19 protein-coding genes are annotated in these 19482 nt (G+C 57.4%); 13 read left to right on the top strand and 6 right to left on the bottom strand.

The annotated features are described in order from the left end of the window. Positions 1-261 precede the first annotated feature (261 nt). From hslO to AC6I8I_RS18310, 4 genes are read right to left on the bottom strand one after another with little or no spacing between them, the layout of a single operon-like run. Complete coding sequence (hslO, locus tag AC6I8I_RS18325) at positions 262-1128, bottom strand: Hsp33 family molecular chaperone HslO (protein WP_312054356.1); 867 nt, start codon at positions 1126-1128, stop codon at positions 262-264. A gap of 50 nt (positions 1129-1178) precedes the next feature. Beyond that, the gene (gene hslR, locus AC6I8I_RS18320; protein ID WP_312054358.1) at positions 1179-1580 is read right to left on the bottom strand and encodes a ribosome-associated heat shock protein Hsp15; all 402 of its coding nucleotides are present in this window, start codon (positions 1578-1580) and stop codon (positions 1179-1181) included. 13 nt (positions 1581-1593) lie between these two features. Beyond that, the gene (gene yrfG, locus AC6I8I_RS18315) at positions 1594-2244 is read right to left on the bottom strand and encodes a GMP/IMP nucleotidase (protein ID WP_312054360.1); all 651 of its coding nucleotides are present in this window, start codon (positions 2242-2244) and stop codon (positions 1594-1596) included. 53 nt (positions 2245-2297) lie between these two features. Next, a complete protein-coding gene (locus tag AC6I8I_RS18310; protein ID WP_312054362.1) occupies positions 2298-4433 on the bottom strand; it encodes an intracellular growth attenuator family protein in 2136 nt (711 codons plus the stop codon). A 389-nt stretch (positions 4434-4822) separates the two neighbouring features. Between AC6I8I_RS18310 and nudE the strand changes: the two genes are divergently transcribed. After that, the gene (gene nudE, locus AC6I8I_RS18305) at positions 4823-5389 is read left to right on the top strand and encodes an ADP compounds hydrolase NudE (RefSeq protein WP_312054364.1); all 567 of its coding nucleotides are present in this window, start codon (positions 4823-4825) and stop codon (positions 5387-5389) included. A gap of 89 nt (positions 5390-5478) precedes the next feature. On the opposite strand, the gene mrcA is transcribed toward nudE, so the two are convergent. After that, positions 5479-8022, bottom strand: coding sequence for a peptidoglycan glycosyltransferase/peptidoglycan DD-transpeptidase MrcA (mrcA, locus tag AC6I8I_RS18300; protein ID WP_312054366.1), 2544 nt, complete (start codon positions 8020-8022; stop codon positions 5479-5481). 116 nt (positions 8023-8138) lie between these two features. On the opposite strand from mrcA, the gene pilM reads away from it, so the two are divergent. The 12 genes from pilM (at position 8139) to trpS (ending at position 18032) form a co-directional block, all read left to right on the top strand. Continuing rightward, a complete protein-coding gene (gene pilM / locus AC6I8I_RS18295) occupies positions 8139-8945 on the top strand; it encodes a type IV pilus biogenesis protein PilM (RefSeq protein WP_312054367.1) in 807 nt (268 codons plus the stop codon). Beyond that, on the top strand, positions 8945-9487 hold the full coding sequence (locus tag AC6I8I_RS18290; RefSeq protein WP_312054368.1) for a PilN domain-containing protein: 543 nt from the start codon (positions 8945-8947) through the stop codon (positions 9485-9487). Before pilM ends, AC6I8I_RS18290 begins: the two co-directional genes overlap by 1 nt. Next, complete coding sequence (locus tag AC6I8I_RS18285; RefSeq protein WP_312054370.1) at positions 9480-9983, top strand: HofO family protein; 504 nt, start codon at positions 9480-9482, stop codon at positions 9981-9983. Before AC6I8I_RS18290 ends, AC6I8I_RS18285 begins: the two co-directional genes overlap by 8 nt. Beyond that, the gene (locus AC6I8I_RS18280; protein WP_312054371.1) at positions 9973-10356 is read left to right on the top strand and encodes a HofP DNA utilization family protein; all 384 of its coding nucleotides are present in this window, start codon (positions 9973-9975) and stop codon (positions 10354-10356) included. The genes AC6I8I_RS18285 and AC6I8I_RS18280 overlap by 11 nt, the downstream gene beginning before the upstream one ends. Beyond that, a complete protein-coding gene (hofQ, locus tag AC6I8I_RS18275; RefSeq protein WP_312054372.1) occupies positions 10295-11566 on the top strand; it encodes a DNA uptake porin HofQ in 1272 nt (423 codons plus the stop codon). Before AC6I8I_RS18280 ends, hofQ begins: the two co-directional genes overlap by 62 nt. 363 nt (positions 11567-11929) lie before the next feature. Further along, positions 11930-12451 (top strand): shikimate kinase AroK, encoded by a 522-nt coding sequence (gene aroK, locus AC6I8I_RS18270; protein WP_003852989.1) that lies wholly within the window; start codon positions 11930-11932, stop codon positions 12449-12451. A 38-nt stretch (positions 12452-12489) separates the two neighbouring features. Next, positions 12490-13578, top strand: coding sequence for a 3-dehydroquinate synthase (aroB, locus tag AC6I8I_RS18265; RefSeq protein WP_312054373.1), 1089 nt, complete (start codon positions 12490-12492; stop codon positions 13576-13578). A gap of 72 nt (positions 13579-13650) precedes the next feature. After that, positions 13651-14688 carry an SPOR domain-containing protein gene (locus AC6I8I_RS18260; protein WP_497820553.1) on the top strand — a complete coding sequence of 346 codons (1038 nt, stop codon included), beginning with the start codon at positions 13651-13653 and terminating at the stop codon, positions 14686-14688. A 95-nt stretch (positions 14689-14783) separates the two neighbouring features. Further along, positions 14784-15599, top strand: coding sequence for an adenine-specific DNA-methyltransferase (dam, locus tag AC6I8I_RS18255; protein WP_312054376.1), 816 nt, complete (start codon positions 14784-14786; stop codon positions 15597-15599). Between the two features lie 67 nt (positions 15600-15666). Further along, entirely contained in the window at positions 15667-16350 is a 684-nt protein-coding gene (gene rpe, locus AC6I8I_RS18250) for a ribulose-phosphate 3-epimerase (protein ID WP_031376791.1), read from the top strand. Then, positions 16334-17011, top strand: a complete 678-nt coding sequence (locus tag AC6I8I_RS18245; protein ID WP_497828166.1) for a phosphoglycolate phosphatase — start codon at positions 16334-16336, stop codon at positions 17009-17011. Before rpe ends, AC6I8I_RS18245 begins: the two co-directional genes overlap by 17 nt. A gap of 16 nt (positions 17012-17027) precedes the next feature. Further along, positions 17028-18032 carry a tryptophan--tRNA ligase gene (gene trpS, locus AC6I8I_RS18240; RefSeq protein ID WP_497828165.1) on the top strand — a complete coding sequence of 335 codons (1005 nt, stop codon included), beginning with the start codon at positions 17028-17030 and terminating at the stop codon, positions 18030-18032. Between the two features lie 69 nt (positions 18033-18101). On the opposite strand, the gene cysG is transcribed toward trpS, so the two are convergent. Beyond that, positions 18102-19466 (bottom strand): siroheme synthase CysG, encoded by a 1365-nt coding sequence (gene cysG / locus AC6I8I_RS18235; RefSeq protein WP_312054382.1) that lies wholly within the window; start codon positions 19464-19466, stop codon positions 18102-18104. Positions 19467-19482 lie beyond the last annotated feature (16 nt).

The following is a 19482-nucleotide window of genomic DNA, read 5'->3' as shown; positions in this document are numbered from 1 at the left end:
GTCGCCAGCTTGCCGCGTCCGAAAAGCAGGCTGGTTCAGGCATCTGCCTCTGGATTATGGGCGGGTGCACGATCGCGCGCAGTTTACTCCTCTGCGTTTCGGGAAAAAGTCTGGCGATCTAAAAATGCGACTCAGGGCGCGTTAAGACTATGTTTCGAACGTTTTGAAGATGTTATGAAAGTAAAAAAAGATAATTTCTCAAGAAAATTATGGGGATAGGCGGAGCGGGAAGGGAAAAGGCGGCCAAAGCCGCCCGATAAATCAGTGCAGACGGTCGCTGTTCTCAAGTGAATGGCTACGGATGCCGGCAATATCGACAGCATCAAACACGTAGTTTGAGCCGCAATAATCACAGTGCATGTCGATTTTGCCATCTTCCGCGATGATCTCATCGACCTCTTCCTGCGGCAGCGTTTTCAGCACTTCGCCACAGCGTTCACGCGAGCAGGTGCATTTGTAGATCACCGGCTGCGGATCGTAAAGGGTCGCTTCTTCCTGGTGATAAAGACGCCACAGCACTTCATTGGCTGGCAGATCGATCAGCTCGTCGGTTTTGATGGTTTCGGTCAGGGTTGCCAGATGGTCGAACGCTTCTTTCTCAGTCTCCTGCGCCGGCATAACCTGCAGCAGGATACCGGCTGCGCCTTTCTCGCTGGTCCGGATAAACAGCCGCGTCGGCAGCTGCTCTGAACGCATGAAGTAATCTTCCAGGCATTCGGCCAGCGTCTCGCCTTCCAGCCCGACCACGCCCTGATAGCGTTCACCTTTCTCCGGCGAGATGGTGATCACCAGATAGCCGTTGCCGACCATGCTTTTCAGCGTGCTGTCGGCCGGAATCTCGCCTTTAATCCGCGCCACGCCGCGCAGCTCCTGGTTGTTGTTGCCGTTAATCACCGCCAGCGACAACGGACCGTCACCCTGCAGCTGCACGGTGATTTCGCCGTCAAACTTCAGCGTGGCGGTCAGCAGGCTGGTCGCGACCAGCATCTCACCCAGCAGGGTATTCACCGCGGCCGGATAGTCGTGATTCTTCACGGTTTCGCGCCAGGTGTTAGAGACGTTCACCAGCTCGCCACGTACCGCGGCATTTTCAAACAGATAACGGTGCAGTTGATCCTGGACTGACATATTTTTTTCTCTCGTTGGGGCGGGGCGGTGACGCGTCTGTTAAGACGGCGCTACTCATCGCCCGATAATTTAAACTTCATCAAATCGCGACGCTCTTTCTTATCAGGTCGCCGATCGGGATGTGGCATCGTCAGGGCATTCATCTTGCGCGCCTGCGCCACTTTCTCGCGTTTTTCGATGCTGGCATCCGTTTCCCGGTAGAGCTGCTGGGCTTCACTGGCCGGGCGACGTTGATTGCTGATCTCCGCGACCACTACCGTCCGTTCATCGTTGCCCTGGCGGAGTGTCAGCTCTGCATTCAACTCCACCAGCTTGCCGGGTTTGCTGCGCTGACCGTTGTAGTGCACCTTGCCGCCTTCAATCATCTCGCGCGCCAGCGCACGGGTTTTGTAAAAGCGGGCTGCCCACAGCCACTTATCGAGGCGCACGCCTTCGCTGCTTTTCTCTTTCATTGCTGCTCCTGACTCAGATCAGCGTCTGGTAATCGCTCACCGCGACGTGACGCTCGAAGATTTGCTCAGGACGGCCCGAATCGGGATTACTTACGCCTAAGCACCAGCCGATGCCGGCTAACGTCGCCGCATCCAGAATCACTTCGTTGTCATCGATAAACAGCGTACGCCGTGCGCAATAGCCGGTGTGCTGTTGTACCGCCTGCCATAAACGTTGGTCTTCTTTCGGATACCCAAAGGTATGGGTAGAAAGTAATAAATCAAGGTGTGGCGCTAAACCTGTCTGCGCCAGTTTGACGTCCAGATTGTAAGGATGCGCATTGGTGAGCAGGATGGTGCGCTTGCCTGCGCGTCGCAGCGCCTGCAGAAACGGCAGCGTATCGGCACGAAGCGTCACGCGGCTGCGCAGTTCCCAGGTCATGGTGCGGATATCCAGCGCCAGTGCCTGCGCCCAGTAATCCAGACAATACCAGTTTAGCGTATGGGCTACGGCCTGATACTTTTCCGCGATGATCTGTTGCGCCTCATCCGGCGTGATGCCGCGTTGCTGGCTGAGGACTGCAGGCACATGCTCCAGCCAGAAATGACGGTCAAACGCCAAATCCAGCAGCGTGCCGTCCATATCCAGCAGTACGGTATCAATCTCAGACCAGTCGACGATCATGGTGTCTCACCCTGTAAAAAACCGGGCGACAGGGTAGCACAGAAGGGCAGGGCTCAGAATAACGAGCGCACGCCCTGCAAAGTGCCGAGGTTATGGTTGAAGCACTTGTCGTAATAGTGCTGGATGTCGATCATCCGCTGACGATTACGGTGCATGCGGCGCAGCGCCAGCAGACCGTTAATCACGGCGCAGGCGACCAGCACCAGCAGCAGCAGGGCGGTGCCGAGATAACGCCACTGCGCCATCGCATCCGGTTCATTATGCAGCGCGATGTGGCGCGTACCGTTGGCATCGGTCGACAGGCTGGTGATGATGCCGCTGGCGCTGAACGGCGTATGCAGCAGCATGGCGGACATACGCTGCAACTCGCGCCACTGAGACGGCGGATCGAGGTCAAACAGGGAAACGGTCGGCTGAGGCTGATTCACCAGCTGGCGACCCTCATCGCTGACAATCAGGAAACCGCCTGGCGGTGGGCTGTTAAGATTTTCCGCCGCGCGCCGGGTTTCACGAAAGAAGAAGGTTGAGGTGGCGGTATTCACCAGATTTTCCAGCGCCTCGGCACTGACCGGGCGCAGCAGCACATTCATGCCGTTCAGCTGACCCGAATCGGCTCGGCGCACCAATGCTTCCCAGTCTTTCGCGTTGCCTAAATTAACCAGCGCGTTCTTCAGACGTACGCAATCCTGCGGCTGATTACATAAATCCTGAGTCTTCATCACCAGATCGGAGAAATCATCCAGCAGGATCATGCCGGATTTCTGAATCGCTGAGGCCAGCTGCGGGTTCAGTTTAGGATCGGTGTTAGTTTCCGGGTGCAGCTGCCGGTTGGTGGTATCCAGCAGGGCTGTGGCCTTGTCGATGATGTCCGACTGCGGCTGCGGCAGAGGCGTCGCGTTATTCCAGTACACCGCCGAGCAGTCGAACGGCATAAAGGCGTAAGTGCGGTTGCTCTGATAGTTGTCAGGCACCGAACACATGCCGGTGCCCGTGACCTTGAGGTTGTCACCGATATTCAGTGCCACGCTGCTGAGCTTATCAACGCTGTTTACTTCCAGGCTATCAGTGCCTTTGGCCCAGGCCAGACTGAGTTTGATCGGCATACTGAGCGGGATCCACGTCACCAGCAGAGCCAGTACCACCAGCGAACCACAGGCCAGCACCACATTTTTACGCCAGCGCTGAATGGGAAAGTTTTTCACCTCATCCTGCAGCGACAGGAACCGGCCCTGACGCACTACCTGGCGGTTCAGGTAGATTTCCACGTCGGTAACCTGACCGAGATCGTGCGCCACATAAGGTTGCCAGTGCGGCGGGTAGGCGAGATCGATAATCCCCAGCGTGATGTTGCTCTGCTCCTGATTGGACTCGCTAAACAGACCCCAGCGCTTCGGCGCGCCGCGCAGACAGTGAATATCACGCAGGCCGCGTTCACCGGGAACGCGATAGAGCAGCCACAGGCTGGCGGCAATCATCGCGGCGCCAGCCAGCACCAGCCAGATCATCAGGGTGGCCGGCACCAGCAGGCTGAAGAAGAATAACAACAGGGCGAGCGAGATAATGACCGCTTCACGCGTGCCATCCGGACGTGACAGACGATACTCTTCCGGCGTCTCTTTACGCACCTTAAGCAGTTCAACGCTCTCGGTTTCCGCTTTGCGGATTGACGCATTGGTTGAGACCGGACGCATCAGCGTCGGCAGGCTTTGCTGATCAACGGCGTAATCGACCAGTGAATGACCGTTTAAGGAGATCACCAGCGGGATTGACTGGGTCCGGATCAGTTCAACGTAGTTTTCATCGGTGATGTACTGCTCCCACAGCGGCGGCAGATGAACTTCGACCTCATCGAGGTAGTAGCGCCATTTATGCGGATCGTCGGTCGACAGGCCATAGCGGGTAATCGCGCGGGTGACCGGATAGACGTTATTACTTTGCGCGGTCAGGGTCAGACGTTCAGGCGCGGCGCGTTTGTCGCTGGTAACGGTGGTGCGCGGTTGCTTTTCCAGCGCAGCGACATACTTATCGACCGCTTTACGTTCCTGATCAGACAGTTTGCGGCAGGGCGGACTGATAAATGGCAGTGGTTTCGCCAACGGCGGACGATGCCGCATAGCGTACCAAAACCCAATGCCTGCCAGAATTGAACAGGTTAGCACTATGGCCAATATCGTAAAGATTGTGCTCATACTCTGCTCAACTCAGCCAAAATGCTGCCTTCACTTTAAACTTACGCTCCCGGATACGCCCATTATTTAAGACAAATTATGGGGGGTTAAACAACTCTGACGAGTCAAGCATACAAAAAAATAGTACTGAAAATCATTAAATTAGCATTTGTTAAACCCTGCCTTGTCCGAATGGTAACCGTCTGAGACTGAATTAAATATCGGTATTATCTGAAACTGATCGGGGCGTATTGACTAATGCAAATTTTTTCATACTGATAACCCCAGGGGTGAGTCACCCGCCATAAACGGTGTAACGATAACCTCGTGGTCTGACTGTCGCACAATTGTCTGCGGTTAGGTATGCTAATTCGTTCCTGAGAGCCGGCGCAGTAAAGTTTGAGGCTGATATGAAAAACCCGTTAAAAAAACCTGACATCCTCAATGTAACCGCCGTGGCGCGTTCACGGTTGTTTACCATCGAATCGGTCGATCTGGCCTTCAGCAATGGTGCGCGACGCGTTTATGAGCGGATGAAACCGTCAGAACGTGAGGCGGTCATGATTGTGCCGATCATTGATGACCACCTTATTCTGATTCAGGAATATGCAGTGGGGCTGGAAAGCTACGAGCTAGGCTTTCCCAAAGGACTGATCGATGCCGGTGAGACGGTTAATCAGGCCGCCGACCGCGAACTTAAAGAAGAAGTAGGGTTTGGCGCGGGTCAGCTGACCCCGCTGGGCAAGCTGACGATGGCACCCTCCTACTTTTCCAGCAAAATGAATATTGTGATCGCCGAAGGGCTGTATGCCGAAAAGCTGGAAGGGGATGAGCCAGAGCCGCTGATTGTACATCGCTGGCCGCTGAGCGACATGTTGTCGCTGTTGCAGGAGCCTGATTTCCGCGAGGCACGTAATGTCAGTGCGCTGTTTATGGCGCGCGAATGGCTGGTGAAGCAGGGGCGTCTTATTTACTGAGTCAAAGGCGCTGAGTAAACGTTTTGCATAAACCGTTTTGCATAAAAAAAGGCCGACAACTGTCGGCCTTTTATGATCTGCGTTTCACATCAGAACAGTTCGTGGCTCTCGCCATTATCCATAATGGTGGTGCCGACATCATGTACCGAATATTCGGTTGGCTGAGTCCCTTCGATGAAGTACTCCTGACGGGTGTTGCCGCCGCCGTTGGCCAGCTTGCCGGTACTGCGATCGATGGTCACCGTGACAATGCCTTCTGGCGGCGTTAACGGCTGCACCGGCACGCCATCCAGCGCACTCTTCATGAATTCATCCCATGCTGGCTGCGCGCTCTTCGCGCCGCCTTCATAGCCTGAAATCTGATCGGGGATCGCGCCTGACAGCGTGCTGCGCCCTAAAGTGCGGCGGGCATCGTCAAAGCCAATCCATACCGACGTCACCACGCCCGGACCGTAACCGGAGAACCAGGCATCTTTCGAGCTGTTGGTGGTGCCGGTTTTGCCGCCGATGTCATTACGCTTGAGATCGCGACCGGCACGCCAGCCGGTGCCCATCCAGCCTGGCTCACCGAAGATATTCGAGTTCAGTGCGCTCTTGATCAGGAAGGTCAGCGGTGTGTTGATCACGTGCGGCGCATAGTTGCCCTGCTCAGGCGGAGTGGGTACCTGCTCCAGTTCTGGCTGTGGCACCGCCTGATTCTGGTTTTTATCAGAAGCCGCGACGTTCTCAACGCTCTCTTCGTTCAGCGCCAGCGCTTTTTTGGTATCGCCGTAGATCACCGGCAGATTGCACTGTGGACAGGCAATTTTCGGTTTCTCTTCGAATACCACGCCGCCCTGTTCATTCTCGATTCGGGTGATGAAGTAAGGATCGACCAGGAATCCGCCGTTAGCCATTACCGAGTAGCCGCGCACCACCTGTAGCGGGGTAAACGAGGCCGCACCCAGCGCCAGCGACTCGGTATGCACGATGTTTTGCGCCGGGAAGCCGAAGCGCTGCAGATACTCTGCGGCATAATCAACGCCCATCGCCCGCATCGCACGTACCATCACCACGTTCTTCGACTGGCCTAAGCCCTGACGCAGACGAATCGGACCATCATAAGTTGGCGGGGAGTTTTTCGGACGCCAGTCAGCACCGGCACCGGCATCCCAGCGTGAAATCGGCACATCATTAAGAATCGAAGCCAGCGTCAGGCCACGATCCATCGCGGCGGTATACAGGAAAGGTTTGATGTTCGACCCCACCTGACGCAGCGCCTGAGTGGCACGGTTAAACATGCTCTGGTTGAAATCGAACCCGCCGACCAGCGCACGTACTGCGCCATCATTTGGATCGAGTGAGACCAGCGCGGAGTTCACATCCGGAACCTGACCCAGCCACCACGCATCGTCGACCTTGCGCACCCAAATCTGCTGACCAGGCTGTAACACCTGGCTAACGCTTTTCGGCGTCGGGCCCTGCACGGTGTCAGATTTATAAGGACGCGCCCAGCGAACGCCCGCTAACGTCAGCGAGACATTGCTGCCATCTTTCATCATCACGGTCGCTTCATCACTGCGTGCTTCGGTAACCACCGCCGGCTGAAGCGGACCGTAGACCGGCAGCGTCTTCAGGGCTTTCTCGATCTGCGTCTGATCCCAGGCCGGTTCGCCGACTTTCCACAGCACGCTGGTCGGGCCGCGATAGCCGTGACGCATGTCGTAGGCCATCACGTTATTGCGCACTGAGGTCTGCGCCGCCTGCTGCAGGCGACGGGTTACCGTGGTGTAAACCTTGTAACCGTCGGTATAGGCATTTTCACCGTAGCGTTTCACCATCTCCTGGCGCACCATCTCGCTGAGATAAGGGGCGGAGAAGGCGATTTCCGGACCATGATACTTCGCCACCAGCGGCGTATTACGTGCCTCTTCATACTGCTGCTGGGTGATGTAGTGCTGATCCAGCATGCGCGCCAGCACCACGTTGCGACGTGATAAGGCGCGGCTGTGCGAGTAAAGCGGGTTGAAGGTCGACGGCGCTTTCGGCAGACCGGCAATCATCGCCATTTCACTCAGCGACAGCTGATCGACCGGCTTACCAAAATAGACCTGCGAGGCAGCACCGACGCCGTAGGCGCGATAGCCGAGATAAATTTTATTGAGGTAGAGCTCAAGAATTTCATCTTTATTCAGCAGCTGCTCAATGCGAATTGCCAGAAACGCTTCCTTTATTTTACGCATCAGGGTGCGTTCCGGACTCAGGAAGAAGTTACGTGCCAGCTGCTGAGTAATGGTACTGGCGCCCTGCGAGGCGTGGCCCGACACCAGCGCAATGCTGGCGGCACGGAAGATGCCGACCGGATCGACGCCGTGATGTTCATAAAAACGGCTATCTTCAGTCGCAATAAACGCTTTTACCATCTCAGGCGGGATTTGCTGCAGCTTTAAAGGAATACGGCGCATTTCACCGTACTGAGCGATCAATTCGCCCTCAGCGCTGTAAACCTGCATCGGCGTTTGCAGCCGCACATCTTTCAGCGTGTTCACATCGGGCAACTGGGGCTCTATGTATTTGTACAAACCATAAATCGAGCCTGCTCCCAACAACATGCAACACACTGCAAGGATCAATAAATACTTTACGAACTTCACCTGGAATTTCCCATCTGTTGTCGTTTGAGCAGTTTATAAACAACCGCGCGGTAGTATAAAGGCAAGCCAGACGCTTTGATATGTCCATTTTCCCGGACGATAAGGAGATCGCGCGCATGGCTTTTCATACCTGGCAAATTGGGCTGGATATTCAGAATAGGCAGATTTGTGCCCTGGCCCTCCAGCCTCAACGCGATGGCTGGCAGCTACGCCACTGGTGGCAGCAGCGGCTGCCGCAAGATACGTTAAGAAACGGCATGCTGCAATCTTCGCCTGAATTACTGGCGGTCTTAACCGCCTGGCGGCAGCGCCTGCCACGGCGCTATTCGCTGCGTGTCGGTTTGCCGGTTCAGCTGGTATTACAGCGCCGGTTATCGCTTCCGTCACAGCCACTGCACGAGCCGGCTCTGGGGCACTATGTGCAGGCGGCAGCACGGCGTCTTTTCCCGCTGGAGCCTGACGCGCTGGCGCTGGATTACCGGCATGACGACGTCGGCGGTCAGCTTTGCGTTACCGCCGCCCGGCTGGAGGTGATCGACCAGTGGGCCGCGCCGCTATTGCAGGCTGGCCTAACGCCTCAGGTGTTTGAACTGACTACCGGGGCACTGAAGCGGCTGGCCCAACAGGCCCGGTTACCTGCCGGAAGCGTGCTGCTATTGCAGCAGGATGAGCGCTGGCTGTGGAGCGATGGGCAAACCGCTGCGGATGCGGGAGACGCAGTGTCTATTGAGGCGTTGCAACAGCAGGCATTTCCGCAGGCCTCACAAATTCTGGCTTGTGCCTCGCAGCCGGTGACCTGGCCTGCAGCCGTGACGCCCTTCTCACCCTTTGATCTGTTCCAGTATAAGCAGCCGCCGTTACCCGCCAATCCAGGTGCCTTCGCGCTGGCGACCGGTCTGGCGCTGCGGATTAAGGATTGCTGATGGTGGCGGTCAATTTGCTGCCCTGGCGACAGCGACGCGCAGCGCGGCAGCAGCGGCAAAGCCTGACGGTACTGCTGCTGGTCACCGTCAGTCTGATACTGATAGTGATTCTGCAGTTTTGGCGGATAAAGGCGCAGCAGCAGCGGGCCGCAGCGGAAACCGCCACGGTGCAGCTGGCGCTGGACGATATTCTCGCACGCTTATCCCGGCAGAAAGCGCTGATGGAACAGCTGGCGGCTCAGCAAAAGCGGCATAATAAGCAGCAGGAAAAGGCGATGCAGCGGGCCGCCTGGCAGCAATTCTGGCTGGATTTACCCGTGCTGCTGCCTGAGACCGCCTGGCTGAAGCGGCTGGAGAAACGCGACAGACAGTTCACGCTGGACGGCCAGGCGCAGGATATGCAGGCGATACGGCAATTTCGTCAACGACTGGCAGCGCTGGCGCTGTTCAGCCGGGTCGCGCAGGGCCGCGTTCAGCGTCAGCCTGGCGGGGGATATCATTTTACCCTGCGGGCGCAGCTGCGGGCGGTTGGCGGTGAGTGAGTGGTGGGCGGGCTGGTGGCAGCTGAAGGGAATTGCCCGCTACGGCACGCTGGCGGCAGTGGCTGTCGGCTTACTGATGCTGAGCTGGCTGGTGTGGCTGCGGCCGGAACTCACGGCGCTGGCGGCGGAACAGCAGCGGCTGAAGCCACTGACGAAGAAGCTGCAGCTGCGCCAGCAGCAGTGGCAGCAGAATCCGCCGAATGCGCGGCTTCAGGCAGAGTTGATACCGCCCGCAGCGCGCCCTGCGTCAGGAGCCTCAGCGACATCAGGGCAGGCGATTGAAATTCTCCTCACTTCACGACGCGACCAGCTTGAACAGTGGCAGCCCGATATCCAGCCACGCACCCTGACGCTGCATCTGCAATGGCTGGAATTTCAGCCGCTGTTTGCTGACCTTGCGCAGGCGGCGGCTCCGTTTCCGCTGCATTTCCTGCTGCTGGCTCAGCCACAGCATCTGGTGGCGCAACTCTGGCTGGAGCCTGACGATGCGCCGTAGCCTGCTGATTCTGTTGCTGTGCTGCGGCAGCGCGCCGGCCCGCGATCCGTTTCAGCCGCTTGCCGGGGCCGCCTGCCTGCCAGCGGTGGAACCGCTGACCGGCTGGCGGCTGCAGGGAATCGTTGGCCGGGAATCCCGTTTTCACGGCTGGCTGATTACGCCGCAGGGGCAGGTGAGGGCGATACGCGCCGAACAACCTTTTGCCCTGACGCCGTGGCAGCTTATCGCCATCGACCGGCGCAGCCTGACTCTGGCGATAAAAAACAGCTGCAGTGGGCAACGCCATTCATTTTATTTAAAAGGAAGCCCGCATGAGAAGGATTATGACGTTATTGCTGGCAATAAGCTGCCTGTCGCCGGCCTGGGCCGCTGACGAGCAGCGCCTCAGCCTGGCCTTTGATAATGCGCCGGTTGAACGCATTTTACAGGCCCTGGCAGACTACCAGCAGATCAACCTGATTATTGCGCCGGAGGTTGAGGGATCGTTGTCGCTGCGGCTGGATAACGTGCCGTGGCAGCAGGCGCTGGAGCTGGTGGCGCGCATGGCAAAGTTGACGCTGGTTGAGCACGAGAATGTGCTGCTGGTCTATCCGGCAAGCTGGCAGCAGGCGCAACGGCAAGCCCGCGATGAAGAACAGCAGCAGCGGCTGCAACAGCTGCCGCTGCAACAGCGCGCGGTGCTGCTGCAGTATGCCAGTGCCAGCGAGATACACCGCAGCCTGCTGGCTGAGCGTCAATCACTGATGACTCCGCGTGGCAGCGTGACGGTCGATAAACGCACCAACACGCTGTTACTGCGTGATACGGTGGCGGCATTACAGCAGACAGAGCGCTGGCTTAAGGCGCTGGATCTGCCGCTGGAGCAGATTGAACTGGCGGCGCATATCGTCACCATCAGCGAAGAGCATTTACATGAGCTCGGCGTGAACTGGGGATTACAGGCGGGCGAGGCGGCGGTGACTGAGGCGCTTCATCATCCGCAGCTGGCGATTCCGCTGGCGCTAAGTTCGCCTGGCGTGAGTGTCGGAGTGGCGCTGGCACGCATCGGTGGACAGCTGCTGGACCTGGAGTTAAGTGCGCTGGAACAGGAGAACCAGATCGAAATTATCGCCAGCCCGCGTCTGTTTACCTCCCATCAGCAAACGGCTTCGATCAAACAGGGCACCGAAATTCCGTATGAAGTGTCGGCGGGCAACAGCGGCGCCACCAGTATTGAATTTAAAGAAGCGGTACTGGGCATGGAAGTCACGCCCAGCATTTCCGGCAATGGCCGTATCCAGCTCAATATTCACATCAGCCAGAACATGCCGGGCCGCAGCATCCGGACCGGTGATAGCGAGGTGCTCTCGATTGATAAACAGGAAATTGAAACTCAGGTCACGGTCAGGGATGGGCAGACGCTGGCGCTGGGCGGCATTTTTCAACAGCAGCGAACCCGGGGCGAAAACCGGGTGCCGTTACTGGGTAAGCTGCCGCTGATCGGCGGGCTGTTTCGTCAGCAATCAGAGCAGCGCAAAAAAAGGGAGCTGGTCATCTTCATTACGCCGCGATTGGTCAGGGAAGCAGCGCTTACGGCTGGATAAAACGGAAAATGCGTCCCAGAAGGCCTTCCGAATTGACGCAGGGCAGGAATTAGCTTACAAGGTTTAGCGATTTTCAATACGGTGTAACCGTCTATGTTGGGTAAATCCCAGCAAACAGATCAGAAAATTCCTCTGTGAGCAGCGTTGTAAAGACGCAGCGCTGGCGCGTTACAGTTTCGCGAACCACAGGCCAATTCAGAAATGGATCAGCTGCAGGCAATATAATCGGTTGCCAAACAGCCTTGAGTGTTGAGATAATTTTTCGTCTGACTCTTGCTAACGCTCATGAGGTCTCAGTTCCTGTCCCGCCAGCAAATGCTGAACGCGGGGTATCATTAACGAATTCTTAGTAATACCGACAAAATGGCAGAGAAACGCAATATCTTTCTGGTTGGGCCGATGGGTGCCGGCAAAAGCACTATTGGTCGTCAGTTGGCTCAGCAACTCAACATGGAGTTCTTCGATTCCGATCAGGAAATTGAGCGACGCACCGGAGCGGATGTGGGCTGGGTTTTTGACGTCGAAGGCGAAGCTGGCTTTCGCGATCGCGAAGAAAAAATCATTAACGAACTGACTGAAAAGCAAGGCATCGTCCTGGCAACAGGTGGTGGCTCCGTCAAATCCCGGGAAACGCGTAATCGTCTCTCCGCCCGCGGCGTCGTGGTTTATCTTGAGACCACCATCGAAAAGCAACTGGCGCGCACCCAGCGTGACAAAAAACGTCCGTTGCTGCAGGTGGATTCACCGCCGCGTGAAGTGCTTGAAGCGCTGGCTGGCGAACGTAACCCGCTTTACGAAGAGATCGCCGATGTGACTATTCGCACAGATGATCAAAGTGCGAAAGTGGTGGCGAATCAGATTATCCACATGTTGGAAAAAAGTTGATCCAACGTTCGAAGGCTCTTTAACAGGTATCGAGCATCATGGAGAAGATCACCGTCTCACTGGGGGAACGCAGTTACCCCATCACTATCGCCGCCGGACTGTTTAACGATCCGGCTTCTTTTTGGCCGCTGACCGCGGGCGAAAACGCCATGGTGGTGACTAACCAGACGCTGGCTCCGCTTTATCTCGACAAACTGTCAGCGCTGCTGACGGCGGCGGGTGTGACAGTGGATCAGGTGATTTTACCCGACGGCGAGCAGTACAAAACGCTGGCCGTGATGGATCAGGTCTTTACCGCTTTACTGCAAAAACCGCACGGTCGTGATACCACGCTAATCGCCTTAGGCGGTGGCGTGATTGGCGATCTTACCGGTTTTGCTGCAGCCAGTTATCAGCGTGGTGTGCGCTTTATTCAGGTGCCGACTACCTTACTGTCGCAGGTTGACTCTTCGGTTGGCGGCAAAACAGCCGTAAACCATCCGCTCGGCAAAAACATGATTGGCGCGTTTTATCAGCCCGCTTCGGTGGTGATTGATACCGCGTGTTTGCGCTCGCTGCCGGCACGTGAAATGGCGTCCGGTCTGGCCGAAGTGATTAAGTACGGCATTATTCTTGATGGTGCGTTTTTCCAGTGGCTGGAGCAGAATCTTGACGCCTTGCTGGCGCTGGATGAATCGGCACTGGCTTATTGCATCCGTCGCTGTTGTGAACTGAAAGCGGAGGTGGTGGCTGCCGATGAACGGGAAACCGGACAGCGTGCACTGCTCAATCTCGGCCATACCTTCGGTCATGCCATTGAGGCGCAGATGGGCTACGGCAACTGGCTGCACGGTGAAGCGATTGCTGCAGGCATGGTAATGGCCGCGCGTACCGCTGAACGTCTGGGCCAGTTCAGCCCACAGCAGACTGAACGTATTATCACGCTGCTGCAGCGTGCCGGTTTACCGGTGCACGGTCCGCAGGAGATGAGCGCAGAGATGTACCTGCCCCATATGATGCGCGACAAGAAAGTGCTGGCGGGTGAATTACGGCTGGTGCTTCCGCTGTCGATTGGCCGCTCTGAAGTGCGTGGCGGCGTGGCGCATGATATGGTGCTGGCTGCAATTAACGATTGCCAGAAATCTTGAAATTAAGCAGTTAAGTGGTGACGCGGCGCGCCGGGTGCGCAGTGCGGAATGCCGCTTTACGGAGGAGGCATAATGGATGAGTTCAAACCGGAAGACGAGTTAAAACCTGACGCCAGTGACCGTCGTCCCTCGCGCCCACGTAAGGCGTCTACCGCAGCCAAAATACCGGTTTCGCGCCAGCGCATCATGATGGGTGTGGGCATTCTGGTGCTGTTGTTACTGGTGCTGGGCATTGGTTCGGCGCTGAATGGCCCGGACGATAAAAAACCTGCGACCGGCAGCAATGCGCCCGCCACTGGCGGTGGATCGAACAGCGAGAAAAATATCGATCTGACCGGCTCCTCCTCAATGTCGGGCGGACAGACTTCGCCGACGGCGGCGGAAAACAGTGCGCCGGCCAGTGGTGATGCCGCCAGCAATCCGCAGCGCGATGTCTCAATGCCGCCGGTGGCCTCAACGCCAACTCAGGCAGCCCCGGTAGATACGCCAGCCAATCAGCAGCGCGTCACCTTACCAGGCGATCTCAACAGCGCGCTGACGAATCAGCAGCAGCAGGTCGACAGTGCCGCGACCGGCGCGCAAAATGGCAGCTCGCTGCCGACTGCGCCCGCCACCGTCAGTGGCAATGCCGGCACTGCAGCAAATCCGGTCACTGCCCCGGTCAGCCGTCAGACGCCGAACAAAACGACGTCGCCGACGCGACCTGCGCACGATGCCGGCCATAAGACCGCTTCGAAGCCTGCGACCAGTGACAGCCGGACGCATACCACGCCGGCCCGTACGCCAGCCGGCAATACCGCGGCCAGCAGTACGGCCGCAGCCAGCAGCGGTTCAGCCAGTAAATCACTGCCAGGCGGCAGCTATACGCTGCAACTGAGCGGCGCGTCCAAAGCGGAAAGCCTGAATGCCTGGGCGAAAAAACAGAATCTGAGTGCGTATCACGTCTACAAAACCACCCGCAACGGTCAGTCGTGGTACGTGCTGGTGAGTGGATCATACGCAACACCGGCGGATGCCAAACGCGCTGTGGCATCGCTGCCAGCGGAAGTCCGGGCACAGAATCCGTGGGTTAAACCGGTTAGCCAGGTTAAGAAAGAAGCCAGTCAATAATTGATGTGGGGCCAGCGTTACTGGCCCCGTTTTAAGCGCAGATCTGCTGTCGGTCCAGCCACAGCCTCACAATAAGATGTAATAACCACGACAGCATGAAAAAAAATCGCGCTTTCCTGAAATGGGCAGGGGGGAAATTTCCCTTAGTAGAAGAGATCCATCGCTACCTGCCGCAAGGCGACTGCTTGATTGAGCCGTTTGTTGGTGCGGGATCGGTGTTTCTCAATACCGACTTCGATCGCTACCATCTTGCCGATATCAACAGCGATCTGATCAATCTCTACAACATTGTCAAAACGCGCACGGCGGATTTTATTCGTGACGCGCAGCTGCTGTTTACCCCGGAAGGGAACAACGAAGCCTGCTATTACCTGCGTCGTACCGAATTTAATCTCAGCACCGATGCCTATCAGCGCGCGCTGCTTTTCCTCTATCTGAATCGTCACTGTTACAACGGCTTATGCCGCTATAACCTGCGTGGTGAATTCAACGTGCCGTTTGGCCGCTATCGCAAACCCTACTTTCCGGAAGCAGAACTGTTATGGTTTGCCGAGCGCGCGCAAAAAGCGACGTTTGTCTGTGAATCGTACGATGTTACCCTGACCAATGCCGCTAAAGGCTCGGTGGTATATTGTGATCCGCCCTATGCGCCGCTGTCGGCGACGGCGAACTTTACGGCTTATCACACCAACAGTTTTAGCCTGCGCGAGCAGCAGCACCTGGCGACGTTAGCGGCACAGCTGGCCTCGTCAGAACACCGGATTCCGGTACTGATTTCTAACCACGACACTGCACTGACGCGTTTATGGTATCAGGATGCAGTGTTACATGTGGTCAAAGCCCGGCGTTCCATTAGCCGAAGCATAGCCGGTCGCACTAAGGTCGACGAACTGCTGGCGCTCTATAGCTAGTCTGTTTCGTCCGCGACCAACGCATTACGCCAGCCGCAGGGCTGGCGCACAACAGTGGGAGAATCGGATGAAACAATATTTGCTGGCCCCTTCAATCCTTTCGGCGGACTTTGCTCGCCTGGGCGAAGATACCGCGAAAGCGCTGGAGGCCGGAGGCGACGTAGTTCACTTCGACGTGATGGATAACCACTATGTTCCCAACCTGACCATGGGACCGATGGTACTGAAAGCGTTGCGCGACTATGGCATTACCGCGCCGATCGATGTCCACCTGATGGTCAAACCGGTGGATGCGTTGATCCCCGAGTTCGCCCGTGCAGGCGCGACCTACATCACCTTTCATCCCGAAGCCAGCGAGCACGTTGATCGCACCCTGCAGCTGATTAAAGAACATGGCTGCAAAGCCGGGCTGGTCTTCAATCCGGCAACCCCGCTGAGCTACCTCGATTACGTCATGGATAAGCTGGATATTATTCTGCTGATGTCGGTTAATCCGGGCTTTGGCGGCCAGTCGTTTATTCCAGGTACGCTGGATAAGCTGCGTGAAGCGCGCAAGCGTATCGATCAGAGCGGTTACAATATCCGTCTCGAAGTGGATGGCGGCGTGAAGATTGATAACATCGGTCAGATCGCGGCGGCAGGTGCCGACATGTTTGTCGCCGGTTCTGCCATTTTCGGTCACCCGGATTACAAGAAAGTGATCGATGAGATGCGTAACGAACTGGAGAAAGCCAATGGCTCATTTCACTGATATCCGGGCGCTGGCGTTTGATCTCGACGGCACGCTGGTCGATAGCGCGCCGGGCCTCGCTGAAGCGATCGATCGGACGTTGAACGATCTCAACCTGCCGCTCGCTGGCCTTGAGCGCGTCTCAACCTGGATTGGTAACGGGGCAGACATCATGATGTCGCGCGCCATGACCTATGCGTTGGGCCGTGAGCCGCAGCCGCACGAGCAGCACGATGCGCGCGCCCTGTTCGACAAACACTATGCTGACACGGTTGATGCGGGCAGCACACTGTTCCCGCAGGTGAAACAGACGCTGGCTGCACTGCAGGCCACCGGTTTACCGCTGGCGATTGTCACCAATAAGCCGACGCCGTTTGTCGCGCCGCTGCTTCAATCGCTTGGCATTGCCGAGGCTTTTTCGCTGATTATCGGCGGTGACGATGTGCCGGTGAAGAAACCGCATCCTGCCGCAATCTTTCTGGTGCTGGGCACCTTTGGTGTCCTGCCCGATCAGCTGCTGTTTATCGGCGATTCGCGCAACGATATTCAGGCTGCCCAGGCGGCGGGCGTGCCCAATATCGGCATGACCTATGGCTACAACTATGGCGAATCGATCGCCAGTAGCCAGCCCAGCCTGACACTCGACTCTTTTGACCAACTTTTGCCCGCTCTCGGGCTGTAATTATCAGGACTTAAGCATGAGCAAACCCATTGTTTTCAGCGGCGCACAGCCGTCCGGCGAACTGACCATTGGCAACTATATGGGTGCGCTGCGTCAGTGGGTGCAGATGCAGGATGATTTCCACTGCATTTACTGCATCGTCGATCTGCACGCCATTACCGTTCGACAGGATCCCGTGGCGTTGCGTAAAGCCACACTGGATACGCTGGCGCTCTATCTCGCCTGCGGTATCGATCCGCAAAAGAGCACCATCTTTGTTCAGTCGCATGTGCCAGAGCACACCCAGCTGAGCTGGATCCTTAACTGCTACGCCTATTTCGGTGAACTCAGCCGTATGACGCAGTTCAAGGATAAGTCGGCGCGCTACGAAGAGAACATCAATGCCGGCCTGTTCGACTATCCGGTGCTGATGGCGGCTGATATTCTGCTCTATCAGACCCATCAGGTCCCGGTTGGTGAAGATCAGAAGCAGCATCTGGAGCTGAGCCGCGATATCGCCCATCGCTTCAATGCGCTGTATGGCGACGTTTTCAAAGTGCCAGAGCCGTTTATTCCGAAGTCAGGCGCGCGCGTCATGTCGCTGCTGGAACCGACGAAGAAAATGTCCAAGTCGGATGAAAACCGTAATAACGTGATCGGCCTGCTGGAAGATCCGAAATCGGTGGTGAAGAAGATCAAGCGTGCGGTAACCGACTCCGAAGAGCCGCCAGTGGTGCGCTACGACGTGAAAGAGAAAGCGGGCGTCTCTAACCTGCTGGATATTTTGTCGGGTGTGACCGGAAAAAGCATCGTTGAGCTGGAGCAGGAGTTCGAAGGCAAGATGTATGGCCACCTGAAAGGGGCGGTAGCGGATTCGGTCTCAGGCATGCTGTCCGAGCTGCAGGAACGCTACCATCGTTTCCGTAACGACGACGCGCTGCTGGAGCAGGTGATGCGAGACGGCGCGGCGAAAGCCCGTGCCCAGGCGCAGGAAACCCTGAAGAAAGTCTACCAGGCTGTCGGTTTTGTCGCCATGCCGTAACGGCATTGCCAACAGCACAGACGGCGGGCTTATAGCCCGCCGTTTTCATTTATGCCGGTGGCACAATCGTTAAAACCAGCGCAGCTTATCGCGCAGGCTGACCACGCTGCCGATGATCATCAGGCTCGGGCTGCTGACCTGCTGCGCCAGCGCCGCCAGTTCGGTCAGGGTGCCGGTGACTACCCGCTGACGGGTGCTGGTGCCGTTTTCTACCAGCGCGACCGGCATATCACTGCGCATACCGTGCTGCAGCAGCTGATGCTGAATCTCTGCGGCCTGCGTCAGCCCCATATAAAACACCAGCGTTTGCTGCTCCGCCGCCAGCGTCTGCCAGCAGAGCGTTCCCTCTTTCTGCAGATGCCCGGTAACCAGCCTGACGCTTTGTGCATGATCGCGGTGGGTCAGAGGAATGCCGCTGTACGCCGCACAGCCTGAGGCCGCCGTGATGCCGGGCACCACGCTGAACGGGATCTGGTGCTGCGCCAGCATCTCCAGCTCTTCGCCACCGCGGCCAAAGATAAACGGATCGCCGCCTTTCAGCCGCACCACCCGTTTACCGCGCTGCGCCTGCTCCAGCAGCAGCTGGTTGATCGCCTCCTGCGGGACGCAGTGGTGACCGGCGCGCTTGCCGACAAAGATCCGCTCGGCATCGCGTCGCACCAGGTTTAGCACCTCCTCAGAGACCAGCCGGTCATACACCACGATATCCGCCTGCTGGATCTGCTGCAGCCCTTTCAGCGTCAGCAGACCGGCATCGCCAGGACCAGCACCCACCAGCGTCACTTCACCCTGTGTCGGCAAATCCGCCGCAAACAGCGTCTCAGTTAACTGCTGCGCACGTTCGCCGTCGCCGTTTGCCAGGGTTTGCGCCAGCCGTTCGCTGCTAAAGAAACGTTCCCAGAAGTGGCGGCGTGTGGCAATCGACGCAAACTGCTGCCTGACCCGCGCCCGTAAGTTGCCCGCCAGCTGCGCCAGCTGGCCCAGATGTTGCGGCAACATCGCTTCCAGCTTTTCCCGCAGTAAGCGAGCCAGCACCGGCGCACGGCCACCCGATGAGACCGCCACCATCAGCGGCGAACGGTCGATGATGGAGGGCATAATGGCGCTGGCCTGCTGCGGCGCATCGACCAGGTTACAGAAAATTCGCTGACGTTCGGCCACCGCCGCCACCTGCTGATTGACTGCATCATCGTTGGTGGCGGCGACCACCAGCCAGCAATCGGTCAGCCAGTGCGGATCAAACTCGCCCGGCAGCAGGGTCACGGCTTGCTGCTGTGCCCATTGCCGGAAGGCGGGCGAGAAGTCGCGTGCGCCAACCCACAGATCGGCCCCGGCCTCCAGCAGCAGGCGGGCTTTGCGCTCAGCCACTTCGCCCGCGCCGACCAGCAGGCAACGTTTACCCTGCAAACGGCAAAACAGCGGGAAATAGTCCATAAGCGGTCCTCAAAAA

Source organism: Pantoea sp. X-Soil-YNGN-775 (assembly GCF_059730575.1).
Note: the sequence above shows the minus strand (reverse complement) of the source record. Positions and strands in the feature narration are given on the sequence as shown.

Bases quoted from the DNA above. Each gene is read 5' to 3' on its own strand.
- cysG (WP_312054382.1), bottom strand. From the start codon at position 19,466: ATGGACTATTTCCCGCTGTTTTGCCGTTTGCAGGGTAAACGTTGCCTG.
- trpS (WP_497828165.1), top strand. From the start codon at position 17,028: ATGAGCAAACCCATTGTTTTCAGCGGCGCACAGCCGTCCGGCGAACTG.
- yrfG (WP_312054360.1), bottom strand. From the start codon at position 2,244: ATGATCGTCGACTGGTCTGAGATTGATACCGTACTGCTGGATATGGAC.
- hslR (WP_312054358.1), bottom strand. From the start codon at position 1,580: ATGAAAGAGAAAAGCAGCGAAGGCGTGCGCCTCGATAAGTGGCTGTGG.
- rpe (WP_031376791.1), top strand. From the start codon at position 15,667: ATGAAACAATATTTGCTGGCCCCTTCAATCCTTTCGGCGGACTTTGCT.
- hofQ (WP_312054372.1), top strand. From the start codon at position 10,295: ATGAGAAGGATTATGACGTTATTGCTGGCAATAAGCTGCCTGTCGCCG.
- AC6I8I_RS18245 (WP_497828166.1), top strand. From the start codon at position 16,334: ATGGCTCATTTCACTGATATCCGGGCGCTGGCGTTTGATCTCGACGGC.
- nudE (WP_312054364.1), top strand. From the start codon at position 4,823: ATGAAAAACCCGTTAAAAAAACCTGACATCCTCAATGTAACCGCCGTG.
- dam (WP_312054376.1), top strand. From the start codon at position 14,784: ATGAAAAAAAATCGCGCTTTCCTGAAATGGGCAGGGGGGAAATTTCCC.
- AC6I8I_RS18260 (WP_497820553.1), top strand. From the start codon at position 13,651: ATGGATGAGTTCAAACCGGAAGACGAGTTAAAACCTGACGCCAGTGAC.
- aroK (WP_003852989.1), top strand. From the start codon at position 11,930: ATGGCAGAGAAACGCAATATCTTTCTGGTTGGGCCGATGGGTGCCGGC.
- pilM (WP_312054367.1), top strand. From the start codon at position 8,139: ATGGCTTTTCATACCTGGCAAATTGGGCTGGATATTCAGAATAGGCAG.
- AC6I8I_RS18290 (WP_312054368.1), top strand. From the start codon at position 8,945: ATGGTGGCGGTCAATTTGCTGCCCTGGCGACAGCGACGCGCAGCGCGG.
- AC6I8I_RS18280 (WP_312054371.1), top strand. From the start codon at position 9,973: ATGCGCCGTAGCCTGCTGATTCTGTTGCTGTGCTGCGGCAGCGCGCCG.
- AC6I8I_RS18310 (WP_312054362.1), bottom strand. From the start codon at position 4,433: ATGAGCACAATCTTTACGATATTGGCCATAGTGCTAACCTGTTCAATT.
- aroB (WP_312054373.1), top strand. From the start codon at position 12,490: ATGGAGAAGATCACCGTCTCACTGGGGGAACGCAGTTACCCCATCACT.
- hslO (WP_312054356.1), bottom strand. From the start codon at position 1,128: ATGTCAGTCCAGGATCAACTGCACCGTTATCTGTTTGAAAATGCCGCG.